Origin of the sequence: Chryseobacterium sp. CBTAP 102 (genome assembly GCF_003201365.1) — a bacterium.
GTDB classification, from domain to species: Bacteria; Bacteroidota; Bacteroidia; order Flavobacteriales; family Weeksellaceae; genus Chryseobacterium; species Chryseobacterium candidae.
In genome coordinates, this window is sequence record NZ_QICX01000008.1 from 65,008 (window position 1) to 86,973 (window position 21,966).

A 21,966-nucleotide genomic window follows, 5' to 3' on the forward strand; every position below is an offset into this window, starting at 1 on the left:
TATTTCGTAGGTATAAGTTGTTCCTACCAGAGGATTCTGATTCCCGATAATAGTTCCTGTCATGGCTTAGCTGTAATAAAGTTGGTCTGTATCTTTTGTATCTTCCTTGAATTCATCAAAATCCACAACGGGATTATAAACCTGCTGTTCCTGCGTACTTGCTTTGGCAACCTGGCTTTTACCGACTTCGCTTTGCTGTCCGTGTTTGAGGATGGTAATTTTCCCTCCCGTACTGCACATGAGTTCTGAGATTTCCGTAAGACAGCTTTTTCCCATCACTTTTACTTTTTCATACGTCTTCTGCCACTTTCCGGCTGGAGCATAAGCACACGGAAGATATCCTCCCGAACTTGGCTTTAGTTTGCATTGTCCAAACGGCTGTGCCGCAGGATCGAGCTGAAGATCATCCTCTGTTACGGCCAGATAATCAGCGTTTCCTTCTTCATCATTCCAGTAGTGTTTCTGGTGGCTGGTCACTTTAAATTTTGGAAATTTAAATCCCTGATTGCATTGCACGGTTCCTTTCTGCACAATGAAATATTTTCCTTCATGAGGACTGGAACCACTGTCTTCTTTATCACTTTGTTGTTCCGTTTTTCCGGATGACTGCTCTTCATTTTGTGGAGTTTCTTCCGTTGAATCTCCTTCATCAGAACCTGCATTTTCTGTAGATTCCTCCTGAGAAGATGCAGCTATATTTTGAGGTTCTGTTTCCTCAGTCATGAGCTGTGGATCTTCCGGAATCAAAATCGTTTTTCCCGGAACAGGTTCCTCCATGATGTCTTCCGGCGGGCAGTGGAGATTATGGTAAGTTTTTAAAATACCTTCATTTTTCAGCTTAAGCTGCCGGGCCAGTGAACTGAAAGTATCGCCTTTTTGTATGACATAATTTTTCATATTATCCTTGTGTTATAATGATGTGATGTTGGTGTATCAATACCTCTTCATGGCTGAGTAAAACCGAGGCTTTAGCCTGAAGAAGATTCTTGTTTTTAGTGTGAGTGGTGTATTCTAATACAATATTTCCTGAAGCTGGTATTGCTGCTGATTCTTTGAGTCTGATCCCGCGCATGATCTCCTGTGAAGTGCATTTTTCGGTGATTTTTCCGTTTAAAATAGTCAAAACAGAGTCTTCTTCTTCATTTTTCTGTTCAGTATTGATTTCACAGGCTACCGGAAATGAGTTCTGTATAAAATAAAAATGTTCTGTCCACTTTATCTTTCTCCGGAACCAGTCTGTTTGGGGAAACAGGGCCTGAAACAGAAGCGTACTCTGAAATTGTCGTAATAAAAACGCTTCATTGCTGATACTCCTTTCAAAAGAATCCATATAATTTTGAGCGATTTCGCCTATATAAAACGCTTCAAGCTCTTTACGCTGCCTGGTAAAAGTGTCAGTGATTTTTTTATGATCTGTCAATCCTTTTATCCTGCCTTGTTCATCTAGGATAAATTCAAGCGGCATAATACTTTTCATGCAGGCTATAGAAAGGCCGCTTACCTTATCATCCGGTTCATTTCCTCCGGATTTAAAATCTTTTTGACTGTAACTAACGACATACTGATCTGTATTTTTGTTTTTCTGAAGATCAAGCTGAATAGTATAATGAATGCTTACCGGAGATTGAAAAGTAGATTCAAACGTTTCCTGAACCGTATATCTTTTAGCAAAAAAAGCATCTGATAGCTGAGCAGGAAGGGTGTTTTTCCTTTTCTGTTCTTTTTGCATTTCGGTTTTGAAATCAGTTGGAACATAGATTCTTTTAACTTCATTAAGGTTTTCAAACCATACTTTATCCATTTTCGGGCAATGGGAATTATGAAACAGCTTAAGCTCTTCACTGGTCATACCCAGCCGGGAAGCAATGGAGGTAAGCGTGTCTCCGTTTCGTACCTGATATTGTAAGAAATCAATTTCCATCCAAAGTGAATTATCAGATAAAGCTATTAAAAAACTCTATTTTAAATTAATTTTTGGAATTAAATTTTAAAAATTGTCGTAGAATTACGACATGAGATTGATGTCGTACAGAAAACAACCCCGTCAAAAATTCTTTGAATTTTCGCATGCCTCCGGAGGATGGGAATTTTACGTCTTCAGTTGTGATGCTGGTCAGTATTGGAGTTTTTGTTGATGCTTTTCGTGTTGGTTTAATGTGGCTTGATTCTACGGAATGACAAACTGTATGGGTAAAACTATCACTCCAATTATGTCATTCCGTAGGAATCTAAGCAGCTATATTTTAAAACTTATGTACTTTTAAAAACAGTTTAAAGCAAGCCAAAAAAACTCTTGTGACTTTTGTGGTTTCATGATATACAATACAACCAAAAGTTATTATTAATTTTAAAGCTATAAAAAAGAAAATATGAAGAATAGATTCTTGCATGGATTTTTCATAATATGGATCAGTTTGAGTTCTGCATATGCTCAAAAGTCCGGTGATCGATTACCTGTTTTTTCACCACTAAAGCACAGGATACTGTAAAGATGGGTGAAACATTGATTGACAAAGATACTATGGGCAGCAAGAGTTTAAAAAACAGGATAAAACCTATCCAGGCTAATTTTAAAAGTATCAATTCCGTGACAAAATGGACTTCTGTCAAAAAGAAGGATATTGAAGGAGAATCTGCAGAAGGCGGGGAGGCCACATTTTATTATACAGATAAAGGGCTGGAAAAAGTTATAGCCAGACATTATGGAGAAATGGGACAAATGCTGATAGAATATTATCTTATGAACGGACAGCTTTCTTTTGTTTTCGAGAAAGAGTACAGGTATAACCGACCGCTTTTCTATGACACTAAAGCAATGAAAGAAAATAATGACATGGAAGCATTTGACTTGAAAAAATCAAAAGTAATAATGACCCGGAATTATTTTGAAAATGGAAATATCATTATGATCACCAATACTACAGGACGTGGATTTAATATCAGTGCTGATTATCCGTATGAACAGGAGAAAAACTTAACAGAGAGTTTCAAAAAGCTTCTGAAGCTTGTAAATTAGAGTAGCGTTATGGTTTATCAGCTTTGATAATATTCAGCCTTTCTTCCAGTTCAGTGATTCTTTTAAGCCAATAGTTAATTCCTTCCTGATTGGTCACCGTTTCTTTGAAAGCATTACGGTTGACGGCCCATAGGTGTGAGCTGTTTTTTTGATAGTCCAGTTCGCGTTCTTTTTTATTTTCAGGCTCTATCCGGTATCTCCAGAATACCAGAGATTTCATATATTCTGAACGAACTTTTTCAAGGTAATCAATAATAGCCTTCCGGTCCTGGGGAATATATCCCGGTCCCGAGCATCCACAGGAATGAAAAGTGATTCCAACCGTATACAAATCCCGGATGTGAGCCCATTGCTTGTCATCATTTTTGGGCGGCGACTTAAAGTCAAGTCCCATATTAGCCATCAGATTCCCACATTCCGGACACTTGGCTTCCACAGAGGTCTGAACATCCCGGTCCACATCTTTCAGGTGGCGGCGTTTGAATGTTTTCTGGCAGTTGAAACAGGCATAATGTCCTTTGTAAACCATCATGGCATATCGGCACATAGTATTATCTTATTCTTTGGTTATAAGTTATTTTGTATTTGTTTTTTCCTCTTCATTAAAGTTAATTTCCATAAAGCTGCTTGCACTTCTTGGGTTGTAGACTGACCATATGTCTTTCCAGGGAAATTTGAAGGTACAGCTTGGGTAAAGATTTTGTCTATTTCGTTCAGGAGAACTTTAGGATCATTGAATGCTTTTACCACTTCTACATCGTCAATCAGTTCGCATAGAAGCTTTAATTAACTGATGTCCAGTAATTCATCATTCAGAATGACGCATTTTATCATACGTCTGATAGGCATGAGACTGCACCGAATTGAGAATATTCTTAAACAGATGCGGATTCAGCTTTGTCCCGATATGTTCCAGACGAACTTCATTCAGACGCTGTTCAATAAGCTTATTGGTTTCTGACAATTTGGTATTTCTTTGTTTCAGCTTCTGATTCTGGCTGAAAAGATAAATGCTTATTGTCAGGAAAAGAAAAATGGCAAAAACTCCGATGAATATCAGATAGTCATGAATCATGTAGTAATTGCCGTCCATAGCTTGTTGTTATTGAAAACTATTTCAGTTTTTTAAGACCGTTAACCGTCATGGTTTCTTCACATTTTTCAAAAGTGATCTCGTAAGAAGGATTTTTTTCAGGATAAGTGATAAGATAATCAGGACAAGGTTTTTTCTGAGCATGGCTGCGGTCAAAGTCTACTTTTCCGTTCGTAATAATACTGTCTTTTATAAATTTCTCATCAATCTTGTAGGTCGTCATTGCATTTTTAGCCTCTTCAGAATATTTGAATTCTTTGGAAAGACTTTCAGCAATAACGCGGCTGTTCGGTAAATAACCGCTGCAGCTTGCTCCTTTTTTGTTTAAAATAAAAAATACGATCAAAAGCCCCGGAACGAAGCCTATTGCATAAAATTTCAGTTTCTTCATTAGAAAATTAAAAGATTGATATCGTGGTACGTAAGTCCGAAACGGTCGCAGATGATCTTCTTGGTATGTCTTCCTTTGTACATATATAAGCTCTGCTTCATTTCATTTTTGCGGATCAGCATGTTTTCAAAGCCGCCCTCCTCGTCATAATTTAAAATATAGGAAAGGAAGAAATTCGAGATGGCCTTGGTGGTGGTTCTCGGCATTCTTGAAGTAAGGTTCGGAAGTCCGCAGTGGATAACACCATGCTTGATGATATAAGGATCTTCCATGGTGGTAAGCTCTGAAGTTTCAATCACTTTACCGTTGTCTATGGTGATGTCAATGATTACACTGCCTTTTTTCATTTTCATGACCATATCTTCGGTAACGATAGGGGTCATGTTCAATCTTGGAAGGGCTCCAATCACCACGTCGGCACGTCTTAAGCTTTTGCTGAGTTCTTTGGGATCAATAATGGAAGTAGGTACACGGCTGTCAACGATAGTATGGAGTCTTCTCAGTTTTGATAAAGAGTTATCGAAAACTTTTACGCTGGCTCCAAGACCTATTGCTGCTTTTGTAGCAAATTCCCCTACAATTCCGGCTCCAAGAATCACAACTTCTGCAGGTCTTACTCCTGTAATTCCGCCCAGCATTAAACCATTGGATAAGGCTAATAATTCGGAAGCGTATAAAATAGAAACGGTACCTGCAATTTCCCCGACCAGTCTTACCAAAGCTAGCTGCTTGTATTCATCCACGATAAATTCAAAGGCGATGGCATTTATTTTTTTCTCTGCAAGCTTTAAGAAATATTCCTTGTCTCTGAGATTGATCTGAAGTGCCGAAACCAGATAAGTATTAGGTTTCATGTACTCAATTTCATCTTCTGTAGGAGGATTTATCTTCAGGATAAGATCCTGTCCGAAAGCTTCCTTAGGATCATTAGTGATCTTCGCTCCTGATTCCGAATATTGTAAATCTGTAAAGAATGAACCTTCTCCGGCCCCCGCCTCAATAATGATCTCATGGCCGTGTTCTACCAACACCTGTACGGCGTCAGGAGTAATGCAGGTTCTCCTTTCGTTGAGACAGGTTTCTTTAGGAATTCCAATACTGAACTGTTTTCCCTTCTTTATAACCTCCAATTTTTCCTCTTTCGGCATTAATTCTTCTTCTGTGAAAGGAGTAAAAATATTTGTACTCATCCTTAAATTAAATTATGTCTTACAGATTGTTTTTTACACTCAATTAAGAAGCAAAGATACATAATATTTACTCGAATGAAATTTCTCTTTTTTCATCCGTATTCACAATGCTCATTGTGTGGTAGTTAAGACCATAAAGCTCCTCTTCATAGACTTCCGGCCACTCGATGATGCATAAAAAAGAGTTGTCCAGGTATTCTTCAATTCCGATATCATAGACTTCTTCAATATTTTTCAGGCGGTAAAGATCAAAATGATATACTTTTCCCTTTTCAGTATTGTATTCATTCACAATAGAATAAGTAGGAGAGTTTACTTCGTCTTTGCTGCCCATGTTTTTAAGCAGAAATTGCGTGAAGGTCGTCTTCCCGGCTCCAAGATTTCCCTTTAATAAAAAGATATTATGTTTTAATTGAGGAATGATGGTGTCAACAACTTCCTGCCAGTCTTCGATTGTATTGATAGTGAACTGCATATACTAATTTGTTTTGCAAAAATAGTGATTTATGAGTTTTTAATGAGTGGAAGAAGTCAGAAATTATAAATTGCAGGCTGGAAGCTGGAAGTTAGAGGCTGGAGGTTGTAAAGAACAACTTTTACACGCCCACTCTTAAACCCTCAAACCCTCCGACTCTCAAACTTTGAAACTCTTCCAACTTATCCATAAAAATACTTAATTTTACAGCATGATTTCCAAACAGACCATTGATAAGATATTCTCCACAATCCGCGTTGAAGAGATTGTAGGCGAATATGTGCAGCTGAAAAGAGCAGGGTCTAACTATAAAGGACTCAGTCCTTTTCATGATGAAAAAACACCCAGTTTTGTAGTTTCTGCCAGCAAACAGATCTGGAAGGATTTCTCTACAGGAAAAGGTGGTACAGCCATCTCTTTCCTTATGGAAATTGAGAACTTTACTTATCCTGAGGCACTTCGCCACGCTGCAAAAAAATATGGAATTGAAATTGAAGAAGACCAGCGTGAAATTTCTGAAGAAGCAAAAAATGCACAGACTGAAAAAGATCTGCTGTATAAAATCCATGAAGTAGCGAATACTTATTTTCAGGAGATTCTTTGGGATGATCAGGAAGGCAGAAGCATAGGTCTTTCTTATTTCAAAGAGAGAGAACTCCGGGATGATATTATTAAAAAGTTCCAGCTGGGATATTCTCCCGAGAAGAAGAATGCTTTTACAGCTTATGCACTGGAAAAAGGATATAATAAAGAAATTCTTGAGAAATCCGGACTTTCTATATTTCCGGAAAATACACCTGCTGGTGTTGACCGTTTCAGAGAAAGGGTCATTTTCCCTATTCACAGTTTTTCAGGAAGGGTTTTAGGTTTTGGGGCAAGAATCCTGAAGAACAATGTCAAAACAGCAAAATATCTCAATTCACCGGAAACAGAGATCTACCATAAATCCAATGTTCTTTATGGATTAAACCAGAGTAAACAAGCGATTTCAAGAAAGAATGCCTGTCTTTTGGTGGAAGGATATATGGATGTGATTTCACTTCATATGTCCGGGATCGAAAACGTAGTGGCAAGTTCCGGAACGTCTTTGACAACAGAACAAATCAAACTTATTAAGAGACTTACGGAAAATGTAACGATTCTTTTTGACGGTGATAATGCAGGTATCAAAGCCAGTTTCCGAAGTATTGATATGTTACTGACTGAGGGAATGAACATCCGTGTTCTGCTTTTCCCTGACGGAGATGACCCGGATTCCTTTGCCAGAAAACATCCGCAGGAGTATGTTGAAAAATACATCGAAAATGAAGCGATGGATTTCATCGACTTTAAGGCGGAAATTCTTCTGAGGGATATCGGGAATGATCCTATTAAAAAGGCTGAAGCGATCAGAGATATTGTAAAATCTGTTTCTTTTGTACAGAATGCCCTGAAAAGAGAGGTTTACCTTAAAGAGGTTTCCAACAAATTCGGACTTTCGGAGCAAAGCTTGTTTAATGAGCTGGATGTTCAGAAGCAGATCACGCAAAATCAGACCCATCATGTTCAGCAGCAGAAGGAAAAAGCAGCTCCAAAGATGGAGATTGTTCCTTTGGATAAGGAAAAAGAAGATCCTTTTCTGTATGATGTACTGTTCATGGAAAACAAACTGGTAGATCATATGCTGATGTTCGGAGATATTATTCTGAAAAGAAAAAACGAACAGAATGAAGAATATGAGATAACTGTTATTGAAGAAATCCTTCATCATTTCGAAGAGGAGCAGTATACATTTTTAGTCAGAGAAAATGAAATTATTATCAATCAGGTGAGGGAAGGGATTCAAAAAGATGAACTCAGAAGTGGAAACTTTTTTGTATCTTTTATGGACGAAGAAATCACCACAAAGGTTGTAGATGCTCTGATCCCGCTGGATGAGCTTGAAAACTGGGCTTCCAGAAATATTTACCCTCCCAATTATGGTGATAAATTGGCAGATCAGATTCAGGGAGATGTTCTGTTACATAAATACAGATATATTGATTATCTGATCAGGGAAACAGCCAAAGAACTTGATCAGTACAGCAGTACAGATGAAGTAAAGTATTATGAGCTGATCAAAAAAATCACTTTACTGAAGCAGGCTTCCATACGGTTGAGCAATATCATCGAATATTCGCCTATCAAAGGGATTTATGTAGATAGAAAAAGATAATTTGAAGTCAGATTTTTTTGATGTTCTGTGACAAAAAGTCCTATAAAATTTTAGGAATAAATATTGTAATTTAAACTTCGAGAATATTTTAAAAATAATACATAATAGAAATATGGACATTAAAAAGGAATTCAGAGATTTCTCTGTAAAACATTTAGGAAACAACGGTTTGGTTACCGATCAGTATATGGGAATGTATGGCCCAACGAATCTTACTCCGTACATCATGGAAGAGAGAAGATTAAACGTTGCCCAGATGGACGTTTTCTCCCGTTTGATGATGGACAGAATTATCTTCCTGGGAACAGGTATTGATGATCAGGTTGCAAACATCGTTACGGCTCAGCTTTTATTCTTAGAAAGTGCTGATCCTTCAAAAGATATTCAGATCTATATCAACTCTCCTGGTGGTAGTGTTTATGCAGGTTTAGGTATTTATGACACTATGCAGATCATCAAGCCGGATGTAGCGACTATCTGTACAGGTATGGCTGCTTCCATGGGAGCTGTATTACTGGTTGCCGGAGAAAAAGGAAAGCGTTCTGCGCTTAAACATTCCAGAGTAATGATTCACCAGCCTTCAGGAGGTGCGCAGGGGGTCGCTTCTGATATGGAGATCAACTTGAGAGAGATGTTGAAACTGAAGCAGGAGCTTTATGAAATCATCGGCCATCACTCAGGACAAACATATGAGTGGGTAGAAAAATCATCTGACAGAGATTACTGGATGACTTCTGAAGAAGCTAAAGGCTACGGAATGGTAGATGAGGTTTTACAAAGATCTACTGAGAAAAAATAATTGATGGTAATATCATAAGAAAACCGCACCCATCTGGTGCGGTTTTTTTGTTGAATCAATTATGGATTTTGAACTGTATTCTTGATTATTCAGAAGGAATCTGTAATCCAGGCCAAACTCCAACTGAAGATGTAAAAATTCCCATCCTTTGGAAAGGTCGCGAAAATTCAAAGAATTTTTGACGGGGTGATTTTCCACATATCCTCATTAAAAAAGCGCCTTTTTAAAGGTACTTTTCTTTATTTCTTAACCATCTTATGTATCGTGGAACTATCATTGGTTTTAATCTCAACAAAATAAACACCTGTGTTTAAAGAATGAACATCAATCTTAGTAACCTGAGAAGTCATTATTTTCTGTCCTGTAGCTGAATAAATATTCACTTCTTTCAGTTTCTCAGCCGTTTCAATCTGAATGAAATTACTTGCCGGATTTGGATAAACACTGAATTTTTTCTTTGTAACAGAAGAAATCCCTAAAGTCAGCTGTGCCTCGGTGGGTGTAAATGGTCTTCTTTGCCCGAAACTTAATCCAAACCAATCCTTATTGCCCAGTTGAATCTGAGAAAGATTGGCTTTCGCTTGCCAGCTTGATAGGTCTTTTCCTTTATACAATTTCCAGCTGTCTGATCCGGAAGTATTTCCGGTAAAGGAATTTAATGATAGGGTAGTAATCTGATTATTCGCTGATGCAAAATTAAAATAGGAATCTTGAGCCTGGATCAATTGTAACGCCTGTTCAGCAGTGATGCTTCCGTTATATTTAATTCCATAAACAAAAGAATTGGCATTCCCGTTAGCATTATCAGTTCCGAAATCAATAACTATTAGGCTTTTATTACTTCCGCTTCCCACCCAGTTTGTAACCTGAGACGGAGTAAACCATGCAGAACTGTAGGCTGGAACGGGAGGAGAGGGAGGAATATCATAATGATCAAGGCCGTATGTAACCCCATACCATTTTCCGTCCACCAAAGGAGTATAACCTACCCCATTGTTCCAAGTCATGTTTGATGAGCTGGATCCAGACCATGTTATCCAGCTGTCATCAGTAGTGGATGTGTGATGATTATAATTCAGAATAGAAAGATATCCTGTAGGAATGTCAACCTGCATTTTGGATTCTGCTGCCACAATTGCATTGATAAGATCTTCCATCAAAAGGCCATCGCCATCAAAACGGTATCCCCATGCATAAGAATTGGGTGTGCTGTTGTCATTAAAGTCCGCAATGAAATATGCTTTTTTAGATCCGGTTCCTACCCAAAATTTAATGTCGTTTTCTGTGAATTGGGCCGATAATACCTGCATGCAAAGCAGTAAGAAAAAAAGATAAATTTTCCTCATGATATAATTAATTTAAAGTTTTATTCCCGAAACTTATCTTCAGAGTAGAAACAGTTGGTTCTCTGAAGTCAGTATTCTAAGGCAGGTCTCCTGGCTCACATCTTACAGCTTCCTTCCCGGATTTTAAGATCCAGTGGATTTTTGTGTGGTAAGTTTAAACAGTTTACAGTTGCGGGTACAGCTCAAGATTTGAATATCATTCTCACTTGATTCCCTATTAATGAACATTGTTCAGCCTTAAAACGCTGCAAATATATCATATAAATCTGTGAGTCCGTTTTGTGAATTATTATTTTTCAGATATTCTTAAAAATTTGATTTTCATATTGATTGTTTACTCAACCGGATTATTGAATTTTTATTTATAAATCTGTTGTTTTTGTGTTCACTTTCAAACTATTTTATCTGTTCTATTGTTAAAAAACAATTATCATTATATTCAAGATCAGTTTACAATCAATTTATACTTTCGCAGCCATAAAAGTAAATATGAAAAAATTGCTATTGTCTGCCGTAGTGCTGGCAGTATTGGCTTCATGTAAAAATGATGACGATACCACAATGATTAATCAGGATATTAATTATTCCAAACTGCCTCAGGAATTTCCATTTACAAAACTTGCTGCCATCAATGGAGTAGATGTGATAAACGGAGGATTTGGCTCCGGTGCAGCCGCTCACCCTACAAGAAAAGGTGAATTCTACGTCATTACGGATAGAGGTCCTAATACCGATTTCCAGAATGGTAAAAAGTTTCTTGCTCCTAATTTTACCCCAACCATTATGCATTTTAAAATCAATGCTGACGGAAATATAGAGGTAATTAAATATATTAAACTTAAAAATCCATACGGACAACCAATTACCGGACTTCCAAACCCTGTCGGAATGGGAAGTACTGGGGAAATTGCTTATGATGCTTCCGGCAATATTTTAGGGACAGATAAATATGGATTGGACAGTGAAAGTATTGTTGCTGCTGCTGATGGTACATTCTGGGTTTCCGATGAATATGGACCGCACATTGTGCATTACAATGCTGATGGAATGGAGATGGAGAGAATAAGCCCGATTGGGGTAGATACAGGACCAAGAAAATTACCTGCTGTTTTAGCCAAAAGAAGAGCCAACAGAGGAATGGAAGGACTTTGCATCACTCCGGATGGAAGAACGCTGGTAGGAACAATACAGTCAATGATGCTTGTCCCCAGCAAAGCATTGGCAACCAATACCACTTTAACGAGAATTGTCACTTTTGATATTATTACAGGGCAAACCAGACAGTTTTTATATAGACAGGACGGAGGTGCTTCTGATTCGGTGTGTGATATTACCGCATTAAGTAACAATGAATTCCTGGTGATTGAAAGAGACGGAAATTTCGGTTCTCAGGGAGGTATAAAAAAAGTATACAGAATAAACTTAAGCAATGCCAGTGATGTAAACGGAGCTGATATAAATGCTGTAGACGGAATGAAAATTAACGGTAAATCTTTAGAGCAATGCTCATGGGATGAAATTAGCAATGCCGGAATAAAGCCTGTTACCAAAACATTAGCCGTAGATCTGGTAGCAAAACTGGGCTACGAACACGATAAATTCGAGGGAATTGTTTATTTGGGAAATAATAAACTGGCTGTTTTCAATGATGATGACTTTGGAGTAGTAGATGATGGAAACGGAAATCCAAAAGCCAAAATTTTACCTAAGACAGGTAAAGTAGACAAAGGAACGATGTATGTAGTCGATATTCAATAATTGGATTTTTTTTAACGAAAAGCGGCGGGATCGAAGATCCCGCCGCTTTTTATTGTGAGCTAACCTTTCTCTTTTTAAAGAAAAATCTATATACTAAAAAAGTTTGTATCAGAACGTTTCCAATGAATATGAATACCGCCTGATAAGTTGGAATAATGGCATAGAAGGGCAATGATTTATTAAATAAAACTGCTGGAAATAATGCCAGAACCTTGATCAGAGCCAATAGATAACTCAAAAAGTCAGGTTTTATGCCAATTAAAAACTGATCATAAACAAATACATAAAGAAAATCAAATAAAAGAAGTCCGAAGAATATCAAAATGAAATTTTTCATGTTTGTCCTAAAAGATTCTTTATTTTAATTAAAAGCTTCAATGATCTTAGAAAAATCTTCCAATTTCAAAGCTGCTCCTCCGATAAGACCACCGTCGATATCCGGCTGAGAGAATATTTCTTTAGCATTGTCCGGCTTTACAGATCCTCCGTAAAGGATAGAAATCTCGTCAGCAACTTCCTGTCCGTATTTTGCAGCAATAATATTTCTGATGTGAGCATGGATTTCCTGAGCCTGCTCCGGACTTGCCGTTTCTCCCGTTCCGATAGCCCAAACCGGCTCGTAAGCAATCACAACTTTTTTGATCTCTTCAGCAGAAAGCGTAAAAAGAGCTACTTCAGTCTGATTTTTTACGACTTCAAGGTGTTGTCCTGCTTTTCTCTGCTCAAGAGTTTCTCCGTTACAGTAAACAGGAATAAGACCTTTATCAAGCGCTAATTTGATTTTTCTGTTACAGTGAGAATCTGTTTCTCCGTGGTATTGTCTTCTTTCGGAGTGCCCGATTAATGAACCTGTTGCATCAATAGATTCCAGCATATCAGCAGAAATTTCACCAGTATAAGCTCCGCTTTCATGCTCGCTCATATCCTGAGAAAACACCCCGATTTCATCTTTTTCAAAAACATCTTTTGCCATCATCAGATACAATGCAGGTGGAGCAATCCAAACCTCACAGTTGGTAGCATTGTTGTTTTTATAGCTTAGTAACTGAATCATTAATTGTTGTGCATCAATTACATTTTTGTTCATTTTCCAGTTTCCTGCAACTATTTTTCTTCTCATAAGATTTAAATATAGATTTATTTATTTTTAATTATTTCTTTTTGTAAAATCTGCGAGGCCCATTACTTAGTAATACCTTCTAATTTAAACATGAACGCATACACCAAAGCTACATCCTTCAGATAATCAAACCTTCCGGAAGCGCCGCCATGACCGTAAGCCATATCTGTTTTTAATAGCAATACATTTTTATCTGTTTTCATATCCCTAAGTTTGGCAACCCATTTTGCAGGTTCAAAATATTGTACCTGAGAATCATGTAATCCTGTTGTTACCAAAAGATTCGGATAGTTTTTCTTTTCTATATTTTCATACGGAGAGTAAGATTTCATATAGAAATAAGCTTCCTTATTATTTGGATTTCCCCATTCGTCATATTCATTGGTTGTCAGAGGAATACTCGTGTCAAGCATGGTATTCACTACATCTACAAAAGGAACCTGTGAAATAACACCATTCCAAAGATTAGGGCTCATATTGGCCACTGCTCCCATTAAAAGACCTCCAGCACTTCCTCCCTGAGCATAAAGGTGCTTAGGTGAAGTATATTTTTCTTTCACCAGATATTCTCCTGCATCAATGAAATCGGTAAATGTGTTTTTCTTTTTCATCATTTTTCCGTCTTCATACCATTGCCTTCCCATTTCCTGGCCTCCGCGGATGTGTGCAATTGCAAATGCAAAACCTCTGTCCAGAAGGCTGAGTCTGGTACTGCTGAATGTAGCATCCATAGAGCTGCCATAAGAACCATAAGCGTATAATAATAAAGGATTATTACCGTTTTTCTTAAATCCTTTTTTATAAACTATTGAAATCGGGATTTTCGTTCCGTCTTTGGCTGTCGCAAAAAGTCTTTCCGTGATGTAGTTTTCTTTGTTATATCCACCTAGTACTTCCTGTTGCTTCAGAAGAGTTCTTTTTCCTGTTTTCAAATTCTGCTCATACTGAGAACTTGGCGTAATCATGGAAGTATATCCGAAACGGAAGTTATCGGTATTGTATTCCGGATTTCCGGAAGGGTAAACGGTGTATACCGGTTCATCGAATTTCAGAAATTCTTTTTTTCCGGTTTTTCTGTCGTAGATGACCAATTGGGAAAGCCCGTTCTGTCTTTCACTGAAAACCAGATAATTTTTAAACGCACTAATGTCTTCCATCAGCACATCGTTTCTGTGAGGAATAAAATCTTTCCAGTTTTCTACACCCGTTTTATTTAATGGAGTTTCCACTACTTTAAAATTAAGAGCGTCTTTATTCGTAATGACCAGAAATTTATCTTCCAGTGAAGTTACATCATACAAAACATCTTTTATTCTTGGCTGGAAAATTTTGAAATTTCCGTTAGGATCATTAGCATCCAGATATCTTGTTTCGGAAGAAGTAGTAGCACGGGAGTCAATCAGTATAAACTTATTGTTTTTCGTTTTTCCTACCCCTATATAATTGGTTTTATCCTTTTCTTCATATACTAAAACATCTTTTGTGGAATCTGTTCCTAAAGTATGCCTGAAAATTTTTTCTGTTAAGAGAGTTTCCGGATTCTTGGCAGTATAGAATATTGTTTTATTATCATTAGCCCAGGTTGCAGAGCCTGTGGTATTTTTAATACCAAGATCAGTGGTTTTACCCGTTGAAAGATCTTTTAAAAATAGTTTATATTGTCTTCTGGAAACATCATCTACTCCGTAAATCATTTTGGTGTTATTAGGGCTGATGCTGAAACCTGAAGCCGCATAATAAGGATGCCCTTCCGCCAGCTTGTCCACATCAAGAAGAATTTCTTCGGGGGCGGTAAGACTGCCTTTCTTTCTGCAGTATTTAAAATATTGTTTTCCGGTTTCCGTACGGCTGTAATAATAATATCCGTTTTTGAAAACCGGTACAGATTCGTCTTTTTCTTTGATTCTGGCTTTCATTTCCTGGAAAAGCTTTTCTCTGAAAGGTTCAGTATCCTTCATCATGCCTTCCCAATAAGTGTTTTCAGCCTTTAAATAATCAACGACCTTGGTAGAGTCTTTCCCTTTTTTAAAATAATCAATCATCCAGTAATAGGGATCATTAACCCTATCACCGTGGATTTCTCTGATATGTTCCTGCTTTTCTGCAACAGGAGTCTTCATGTCCGGAAATTGCTGAGATTGAAATATGGATGTACTCATTACTAATAATCCTAGATAAATTTTTTTCATAAGATTTTTGTGAATCAGTATTTAGGTTATAATCCCCAAAGGTTTTTCAACAGAACGTAAAACGTATGTTCCTCTTCGGTTACTTTATTATCGGCTTTGATCAGCGATTTTGCAAACTGAACAAATTTTACACGTTCATCCTCGGTGGAATCTTCATGGAAACATCTTGCATGGAATTCAAAATGATCTTTCCATTCTTCAGGCTGTAAAAGTGCCAGCGTTTCAAGCTCGTTGTCAAGATTCATTCTGAACGGGAATTCATCTGCCATGTATTGCTGTACCAGCATTCCTTCCTCAGGAGCAAATTCTCCGTCTACAGATGAAAGGATCATTAATAAGTGATAGCCGGCGATTGATTTATTTGATTTTTGCATGGGTTGTTGTATGTTTAAGTTTAGTGTTTAAATTTGATAATTGATAATTGATAATTGATAATTGATAATTGATCTACGATTGGCTCTCGTCAAAAAGATCATTTATAATTCATCACTCATCATTTATAATTAGTAATGTAGTCTTTTGCAGGTTGTTTATCCACAATTTTTCCATTTTCAAGGATAAGTACAAATGGGTTGCTTCTTGCTATTGTTTTGATAGCAGTTCCGTCCATCATTAGATTTTTGATGGTTTTAAAAGTATTCGGTTCGGTGGAAACGCCGTAGATAAGTGCTCCTTTCTGAGTATTTACTTTTGCTTCCACTTTCTGAAGAAGATCTGCAGGAACATCTTTTGGATGATAAGAGAAAACCAGAATGGCTTTAGGAGCGTTAATGATTTCCTGGGTAACTTCCATTCCTGTAGGATCTTCAATCTTGAATTTTACAATCTCAGATTTATAACCTTCTTTGATCAGAACAGATTCATTCTTTCCATCCTCAATTTTCCAGGGAGATCCTTCTGCCCAGTATTCTGTTTTTTTAATATAATCATCCTGATTTACTTTTACAACGGCTCCTGTCTTCTGATTTTTCAGCGTGTAGAAAGTTTTATATTCTGAAGGATTTTTATCAATTTTTATTTTTTCACCTTTAATATCAGTACCGATTTTATAATCACGGAAATCAATGATCGGTTCATGCATAATTCCTTGTGCCATAACGTAAATCATCCCTAGAGAAAATATGGTTAAAAGAATATATTTAAATGTGTTGGAAGGCTCTTTTTGAGTGATTCCATACTCATCCTTTTTACGGAAATCTTTTCTGTACAGAACAAAAAGAATAATCAATCCCACGAGCAGTATAACATCCTTCAGGAAGCTCTGCCAGGGAGTAAATTTAATGGCATCTCCAAAACATCCACAATCTGTTACCACATTGAAATAGGCAGAATAGAATGTAAGGAATCCAAAGAAAATACAAAGTGCGATTAATATGGACAAGGTAAATTTAAGCTTTAATTTAAGCAGGAGCATAAACCCTAAGAAAAGCTCCAGTACCACCACAATAATGGAAAACAGCAGGGCAAACTTTTCTAAAAATAGCATGTTGAAAACCGGAGGCGCAAAATATTCTTCCATCTTGAAAGAAAAACCTACCAGATCCACGGCTTTCACAAAGCCTGAAAGGATAAAAATAACAGCAATAATAAAGCGTAATAAACCTTTGAGCATATTAAATAGTTTTGGGTTCAAATTGATTTTCTTTTTCTGAAAACTTGATCAGACAGAAGACCGAATAATTCAGCATATCGAAATAGTTGGCATCAAGCCCTTCTGAAACGATTGTTTTTCCCTGATTGTCTTCAATCTGCTTAGTTCTCAATACTTTCTGATAAATAAGATCCGTAATGGAAGAAATTCTCATATCCCTCCATGCTTCACCATAATCATGGTTTTTTCTTTCCATCAAAGCTTTTGCTTCATTGGCATATTGGTCATACAGACCTAAAATTTCTTCTTTATTTTCATTGAAATCATTGGAAAGACCTTTCTCCAGCTGAATAAGCCCAATGATAGAATAGTTCACAATAGCGATAAATTCATCTTCCTCACTCTCATCCACCATTTTTTTATCAGTCATCTGCAGCGTACGGATTCTGTTGACTTTGATATAAATCTGATCTGTAATGGAACTAGGCCTCAAAACCCTCCATGCCGCACCATAATCCTGTAATTTTTTACCGAAAAGATCACGACACTGACTGATAACTTTCTCGAACTGTACTGATGTTTTTAGCATAAATTTTCTTAATCTTCCAAATATACGAATTCGGTTTTAGATTTTTGAATTTGAAAAGCTGAGTTTGTGAGTAAGAGGGTTGGAGAGTAAGAGGGCTTATTTAACATCCAGCCTCCAACTTCTAGCTTCCAAACTGTAAATTCTAATTTCTTCTCATTAAAAACTCATAAATCACTAATTTTGCAGTACAGAAATCGTTCATCAATTATCAACTATCATTTAACCATCATCATCCAACTCATGCTCTCCAACCCTCTAACTTTACAACCCTCAGACCCTAAAACCTATTCAATCAATTGCAATGGCCGGTTAGTACAGCTCGACATTCCAAAAATCATGGGAATCCTTAATCTGACACCGGATTCATTCTCTGATGGTGGAAAATTCAATAATGAAAAATCTGCGTTGCATCATGCCGAAAAGCTGTTGAAAGAAGGAGCTGAAATACTGGATATCGGACCTCAGTCTACACGTCCAAATGCCGAATTCTTAAACGCTGCCGAAGAAATAAGCCGAATAGGAAATCTTATTTCTCTGATCAAAAAAGAATTTCCGGAAGCTCTGATTTCGCTTGATAGTTTTTATGCAGAAACAGTAAGATTCGGATTTAATGAAGGAATAGATCTCATCAACGATATTTCTGGCGGTCAGTATGATGCAGAAATGTTTGATATAGCTGCTGAAACGAAGCTTCCTTACATCCTGATGCATGTAAATCCTTCCTACGAAACCATGCACGATAAAATTAAATTCGAAGACATTACGCTGGAAGTGAACCAATATTTTTCCAAAAAAACAAAAGAACTTTTAGAAAAAGGAGTGAATGATATCATTCTTGATCCCGGTTTTGGTTTCGGAAAAACAGTAGATGACCAGATGAAAATGATCCAGGAAGTGAAATATCTCGGACTTGGAAAATTCCCTGTCTTAATAGGTATTTCCAGAAAGTCATTTATCTATAAACCTTTGGGAAAATCACCTCTTGATATCAATGAGGAAACACAAAAACTTCATATGAAAGTATTGGAACAGGGAGCAAAAATTATAAGAGTTCATGATGTAGCTTCAGCAAAGGCAACACTGACTCTTTTTTTACGAAAAAAATAAAAAGTTTAAAAAAAATTTGTGAGTAATTAAAAAGTTTATACATTTGCAATATGAATTTTACGAATCAGAAAAATATTGTTGTCATTTCTATTATCGCTGTTGTCATTAACAACAGTAAGGAAACGGCATTTTAAATAGATTTTAATTTAAATTATATATAAAACCGTTTCAAATTATGAAACGGTTTTTTTTATTTTAATTTTTTATAGCACAAAAATATGTATCAGTTATTATCAGTAATTATTATCGTCATTATTATTCCCTTGCGTCTGTGAGAAGGAAAATGTATGACTGTACATATATTGAGCCCTCTCACAACGTGAGAGGGCTTTTTTATTTCCAAATATTAATTTTTTTAAACCTCTATAACATGTATTACAACGACGACACGACAATCTATTTTGACGGAAAATTTATGAAAGCAAAAGATGCCGGAACAGATCTTTATGGACAATCACTTCACTATGGTTACTCTGTTTTTGAAGGAATCAAATCCTACAGTACGGATCAGGGAACCCAAATCTTCAAAGCAAAAGAACACTACGAAAGACTGAAAAGATCAGCAGAACTCATGCATATTCCCTTTGATTATTCTGCAGAGCAGCTTACAGAATTGACTTATGAACTTCTGGATCGAAATGGGTTTACAGATGCTTATATCCGTCCATTGGTTACGTGTTCTCCCAATATGTCACTTTCAAAAGGACAAAAATCCTACCTGTCTCTTCTTGCCTGGGAATGGAACAACGGCTATCTGGCAGATAAAATGAAAATTATGACTTCTCCTTTTCAACGTCCTAATCCTAAAGCCTTTAAGGTGGAGGCCAAAGTAGGAGGGCATTATGTAAATTCCATATTAGCCTGTCAGGATGCCAAAGACAAAGGCTATGATGAAGCACTGGTTCTGGATGAAAACGGAAATGTTGCCGAGAGTTCAGGCGCTAATGTTTTCTACGAAAAAGATGGAGTTTTATATACTCCGGCCAAAGGAAGTATCCTCCCGGGAATTACAAGACAAACCGTGATGGAGATTTGTAATGAGCTTGATATTCCAGTAAAAGAAACCTTTTTTAAGCCGGAAGAAATGAGAGGTGCAGATGCAGGCTTTTTTTGTGGTACTGCAGCAGAAATTGTTGCCCTGGATTCGCTTGATGATGTTCCGTTTGCCAAAAATTGGGAAAATACGGCAAGCAGGAGAGTACAGCAGGCATATTTAAAATTGGTAAGAGTTCTGTCATTGTAGATTTTTAGGATTTAAATATTTGATTATTAATTGGTTGTGTGTATTTTGTGAATGATTGAATATTGTATTTTTTAGAAAAACGGAAAATGAAAAGAATATTACAAAATGTAGTTTTGGATCGAAATTTAGTAAAGAACTCCATTTTTAGGAGAGAAAAAGAACAGGAAATGCATAATAAATATGTTAAATAAATATTCAAAAACATTCACGCAGAACAGTGAACAGCCCGCAGCCAAAGCTATGTTGTACGGGATAGGATTTACAGAAGAAGATATGCACAAGGCTCAGGTCGGAATCGCCAGTATGGGCTATGATGGAAACACCTGCAATATGCATTTGAATGATCTTGCTCAGGTTGTAAAAAAAGGAACATGGAATCATGGATTAGCCGGATTGATTTTTAACACCATCGGAGTAAGTGACGGAATGAGCAACGGAACAGATGGAATGCGCTATTCTCTGGTAAGCCGTGATGTAATTGCAGACAGTATCGAAGCCATCTGTGGAGCACAATACTACGACGGATTGATCGCATTGCCAGGCTGCGACAAAAATATGCCGGGAACCATCATTGCGATGGGAAGACTGAACAGACCCTCAATCATGGTGTACGGAGGGACTATAGCTCCGGGATGCTATAAAGGGGAACAGCTTAATATTGTTTCTGCTTTTGAAGCGTTGGGTAAAAAGATTGCAGGAGAAATCACTGAAGAAGATTTTGATGGGGTTGTAAAGAATTCATGTCCGGGGGCAGGCGCATGTGGCGGAATGTATACAGCCAATACAATGGCTTCCGCGATAGAGGCTTTAGGAATGAGTCTTCCGTATTCTTCTTCCAACCCGGCTTTAAGTAAAGAAAAACAGGAAGAATGTCTTGAAGCAGGAAAATATCTGAAAGTATTATTGGAAAAAGATATTAAACCTTCGGATATCATGACCCGCAAAGCTTTTGAGAACGCTCTTCGTATGATTGTTATTCTTGGAGGAAGTACCAATGCGGTTTTACATTTTATAGCTATGGCAAAAAGTGTTGGAGTACCGCTTACTCAGGATGATTTCCAGAAGATGAGTGATAAAACTCCGGTACTGGCAGACCTGAAGCCAAGCGGAAAATATCTGATGCAGGATCTGTATGAACACGGAGGAATACCGTCAGTAATGAAATACCTTTTAAATCAGGGATTATTACACGGTGATTGCTTAACAGTAACCGGGAAAACAGTAGCCGAAAATTTAGAAAATGTTCCTGATCTTGATTTTAATGCTCAAAAAATTATTAAACCATTATCAGAACCCGTAAAAGAGACAGGACATCTGAGAATATTATATGGAAATCTTGCTGAAAAGGGAAGTGTTGCAAAGATTACAGGGAAAGAGGGGGAACGCTTCGTAGGCAAAGCCCGTGTATTTGATGGTGAAAAAAATCTGATCAGAGGAATTCAGGATGGAACTGTACAGCATGGTGATGTCATTGTCATTCGTCATGAAGGTCCGAAAGGAGCTCCCGGAATGCCGGAAATGCTGAAACCTACCAGCGCGCTGATAGGAGTAGGACTGGGAAGCAGTGTTGCCTTGATTACAGACGGAAGATTTAGCGGAGGAACTCATGGTTTTGTAGTAGGACATATTACTCCGGAAGCTCATGAAGGAGGTCTGATCGCCTTTGTAAACAATGATGACCTGATTGAAATTGATGCCGTAAACAATACCATACAGCTCAAAGTTTCGGAAGAAGAAATAGAAAGAAGAAAGAAAGGATGGCAAAAGCCCCCCCTTAAAGTACAGAAAGGATTGCTTTATAAATATGCATTAACAGTATCATCAGCGGCAGAAGGCTGTGTAACAGACGAAATCACTCAATAAAA

19 protein-coding genes, 1 pseudogene and 1 riboswitch are annotated in these 21,966 nt (G+C 37.3%); of the genes and pseudogenes, 7 read left to right on the forward strand and 13 right to left on the reverse strand.

The annotated features are described in order from the left end of the window. Positions 1–66: 66 nt before the first annotated feature. Both C8D70_RS20835 and C8D70_RS12665 read right to left on the reverse strand, forming a co-directional pair. Complete coding sequence (locus C8D70_RS20835) at positions 67–897, reverse strand: PAAR-like protein (RefSeq protein ID WP_181416128.1); 831 nt, start codon at positions 895–897, stop codon at positions 67–69. Position 898: 1 nt separating this feature from the next. Next, positions 899–1,921 carry a LysM peptidoglycan-binding domain-containing protein gene (locus C8D70_RS12665; RefSeq protein ID WP_110367553.1) on the reverse strand — a complete coding sequence of 341 codons (1,023 nt, stop codon included), beginning with the start codon at positions 1,919–1,921 and terminating at the stop codon, positions 899–901. A gap of 570 nt (positions 1,922–2,491) precedes the next feature. Here C8D70_RS12665 and C8D70_RS12670 point away from each other — a divergent pair. After that, positions 2,492–3,016 (forward strand): hypothetical protein, encoded by a 525-nt coding sequence (locus tag C8D70_RS12670; RefSeq protein WP_228408026.1) that lies wholly within the window; start codon positions 2,492–2,494, stop codon positions 3,014–3,016. Positions 3,017–3,023: 7 nt separating this feature from the next. Here C8D70_RS12670 and C8D70_RS12675 read toward each other — a convergent pair whose 3' ends face one another. From C8D70_RS12675 to tsaE, 5 genes and pseudogenes are all read right to left on the reverse strand, one after another. Then, on the reverse strand, positions 3,024–3,548 hold the full coding sequence (locus C8D70_RS12675) for a hypothetical protein (RefSeq protein WP_317043149.1): 525 nt from the start codon (positions 3,546–3,548) through the stop codon (positions 3,024–3,026). A gap of 300 nt (positions 3,549–3,848) precedes the next feature. Next, positions 3,849–4,109: pseudogene (locus C8D70_RS12685) on the reverse strand (histidine kinase); the annotation flags it as partial. A 19-nt stretch (positions 4,110–4,128) separates the two neighbouring features. After that, positions 4,129–4,500: a DUF4258 domain-containing protein gene (locus C8D70_RS12690; protein WP_110367554.1), complete on the reverse strand. Its 372-nt coding sequence runs from the start codon at positions 4,498–4,500 to the stop codon at positions 4,129–4,131. Continuing rightward, the gene (locus C8D70_RS12695) at positions 4,500–5,690 is read right to left on the reverse strand and encodes an alanine dehydrogenase (RefSeq protein ID WP_076595739.1); all 1,191 of its coding nucleotides are present in this window, start codon (positions 5,688–5,690) and stop codon (positions 4,500–4,502) included. Before C8D70_RS12695 ends, C8D70_RS12690 begins: the two co-directional genes overlap by 1 nt. A 67-nt stretch (positions 5,691–5,757) precedes the next feature. Beyond that, complete coding sequence (tsaE, locus tag C8D70_RS12700; RefSeq protein WP_110367555.1) at positions 5,758–6,165, reverse strand: tRNA (adenosine(37)-N6)-threonylcarbamoyltransferase complex ATPase subunit type 1 TsaE; 408 nt, start codon at positions 6,163–6,165, stop codon at positions 5,758–5,760. 211 nt (positions 6,166–6,376) lie between these two features. Here tsaE and dnaG point away from each other — a divergent pair, with 211 nt between their 5' ends. Continuing rightward, positions 6,377–8,359, forward strand: coding sequence for a DNA primase (gene dnaG / locus C8D70_RS12705; protein ID WP_076595736.1), 1,983 nt, complete (start codon positions 6,377–6,379; stop codon positions 8,357–8,359). 112 nt (positions 8,360–8,471) lie between these two features. Beyond that, positions 8,472–9,158: an ATP-dependent Clp endopeptidase proteolytic subunit ClpP gene (clpP, locus tag C8D70_RS12710; RefSeq protein ID WP_027373257.1), complete on the forward strand. Its 687-nt coding sequence runs from the start codon at positions 8,472–8,474 to the stop codon at positions 9,156–9,158. 239 nt (positions 9,159–9,397) lie between these two features. On the opposite strand, the gene C8D70_RS12720 is transcribed toward clpP, so the two are convergent. Beyond that, positions 9,398–10,504, reverse strand: coding sequence for a T9SS type A sorting domain-containing protein (locus C8D70_RS12720; protein ID WP_110367557.1), 1,107 nt, complete (start codon positions 10,502–10,504; stop codon positions 9,398–9,400). Between the two features lie 62 nt (positions 10,505–10,566). After that, positions 10,567–10,759, reverse strand: a riboswitch (cobalamin riboswitch). Positions 10,760–10,993: 234 nt separating this feature from the next. On the opposite strand from C8D70_RS12720, the gene C8D70_RS12725 reads away from it, so the two are divergent. Beyond that, a complete protein-coding gene (locus C8D70_RS12725) occupies positions 10,994–12,262 on the forward strand; it encodes an esterase-like activity of phytase family protein (RefSeq protein WP_110367558.1) in 1,269 nt (422 codons plus the stop codon). A gap of 361 nt (positions 12,263–12,623) precedes the next feature. Here the strand turns inward: C8D70_RS12725 and tpiA are convergent, their stop codons facing one another. The 5 genes from tpiA to C8D70_RS12755 form a co-directional block, all read right to left on the reverse strand. Beyond that, positions 12,624–13,382: a triose-phosphate isomerase gene (gene tpiA / locus C8D70_RS12735; RefSeq protein ID WP_076595731.1), complete on the reverse strand. Its 759-nt coding sequence runs from the start codon at positions 13,380–13,382 to the stop codon at positions 12,624–12,626. A gap of 62 nt (positions 13,383–13,444) precedes the next feature. Then, positions 13,445–15,571, reverse strand: a complete 2,127-nt coding sequence (locus C8D70_RS12740) for a S9 family peptidase (protein ID WP_110367560.1) — start codon at positions 15,569–15,571, stop codon at positions 13,445–13,447. A 26-nt stretch (positions 15,572–15,597) separates the two neighbouring features. Next, on the reverse strand, positions 15,598–15,945 hold the full coding sequence (locus C8D70_RS12745) for a TerB family tellurite resistance protein (protein ID WP_034692300.1): 348 nt from the start codon (positions 15,943–15,945) through the stop codon (positions 15,598–15,600). Between the two features lie 119 nt (positions 15,946–16,064). Further along, complete coding sequence (locus tag C8D70_RS12750) at positions 16,065–17,183, reverse strand: BT_3928 family protein (protein ID WP_110367561.1); 1,119 nt, start codon at positions 17,181–17,183, stop codon at positions 16,065–16,067. A gap of 1 nt (position 17,184) precedes the next feature. Continuing rightward, positions 17,185–17,751 carry a DUF1599 domain-containing protein gene (locus C8D70_RS12755; protein WP_110367562.1) on the reverse strand — a complete coding sequence of 189 codons (567 nt, stop codon included), beginning with the start codon at positions 17,749–17,751 and terminating at the stop codon, positions 17,185–17,187. A gap of 336 nt (positions 17,752–18,087) precedes the next feature. Here C8D70_RS12755 and folP point away from each other — a divergent pair, with 336 nt between their 5' ends. From folP to ilvD, 3 genes are all read left to right on the forward strand, one after another. Beyond that, complete coding sequence (gene folP / locus C8D70_RS12760) at positions 18,088–18,858, forward strand: dihydropteroate synthase (protein ID WP_083688813.1); 771 nt, start codon at positions 18,088–18,090, stop codon at positions 18,856–18,858. 370 nt (positions 18,859–19,228) lie between these two features. Beyond that, the gene (gene ilvE / locus C8D70_RS12765; protein WP_076595727.1) at positions 19,229–20,101 is read left to right on the forward strand and encodes a branched-chain-amino-acid transaminase; all 873 of its coding nucleotides are present in this window, start codon (positions 19,229–19,231) and stop codon (positions 20,099–20,101) included. Positions 20,102–20,281: 180 nt separating this feature from the next. Then, entirely contained in the window at positions 20,282–21,964 is a 1,683-nt protein-coding gene (gene ilvD / locus C8D70_RS12770; protein ID WP_110367563.1) for a dihydroxy-acid dehydratase, read from the forward strand. The last annotated feature ends 2 nt before the right edge of the window (positions 21,965–21,966 follow it).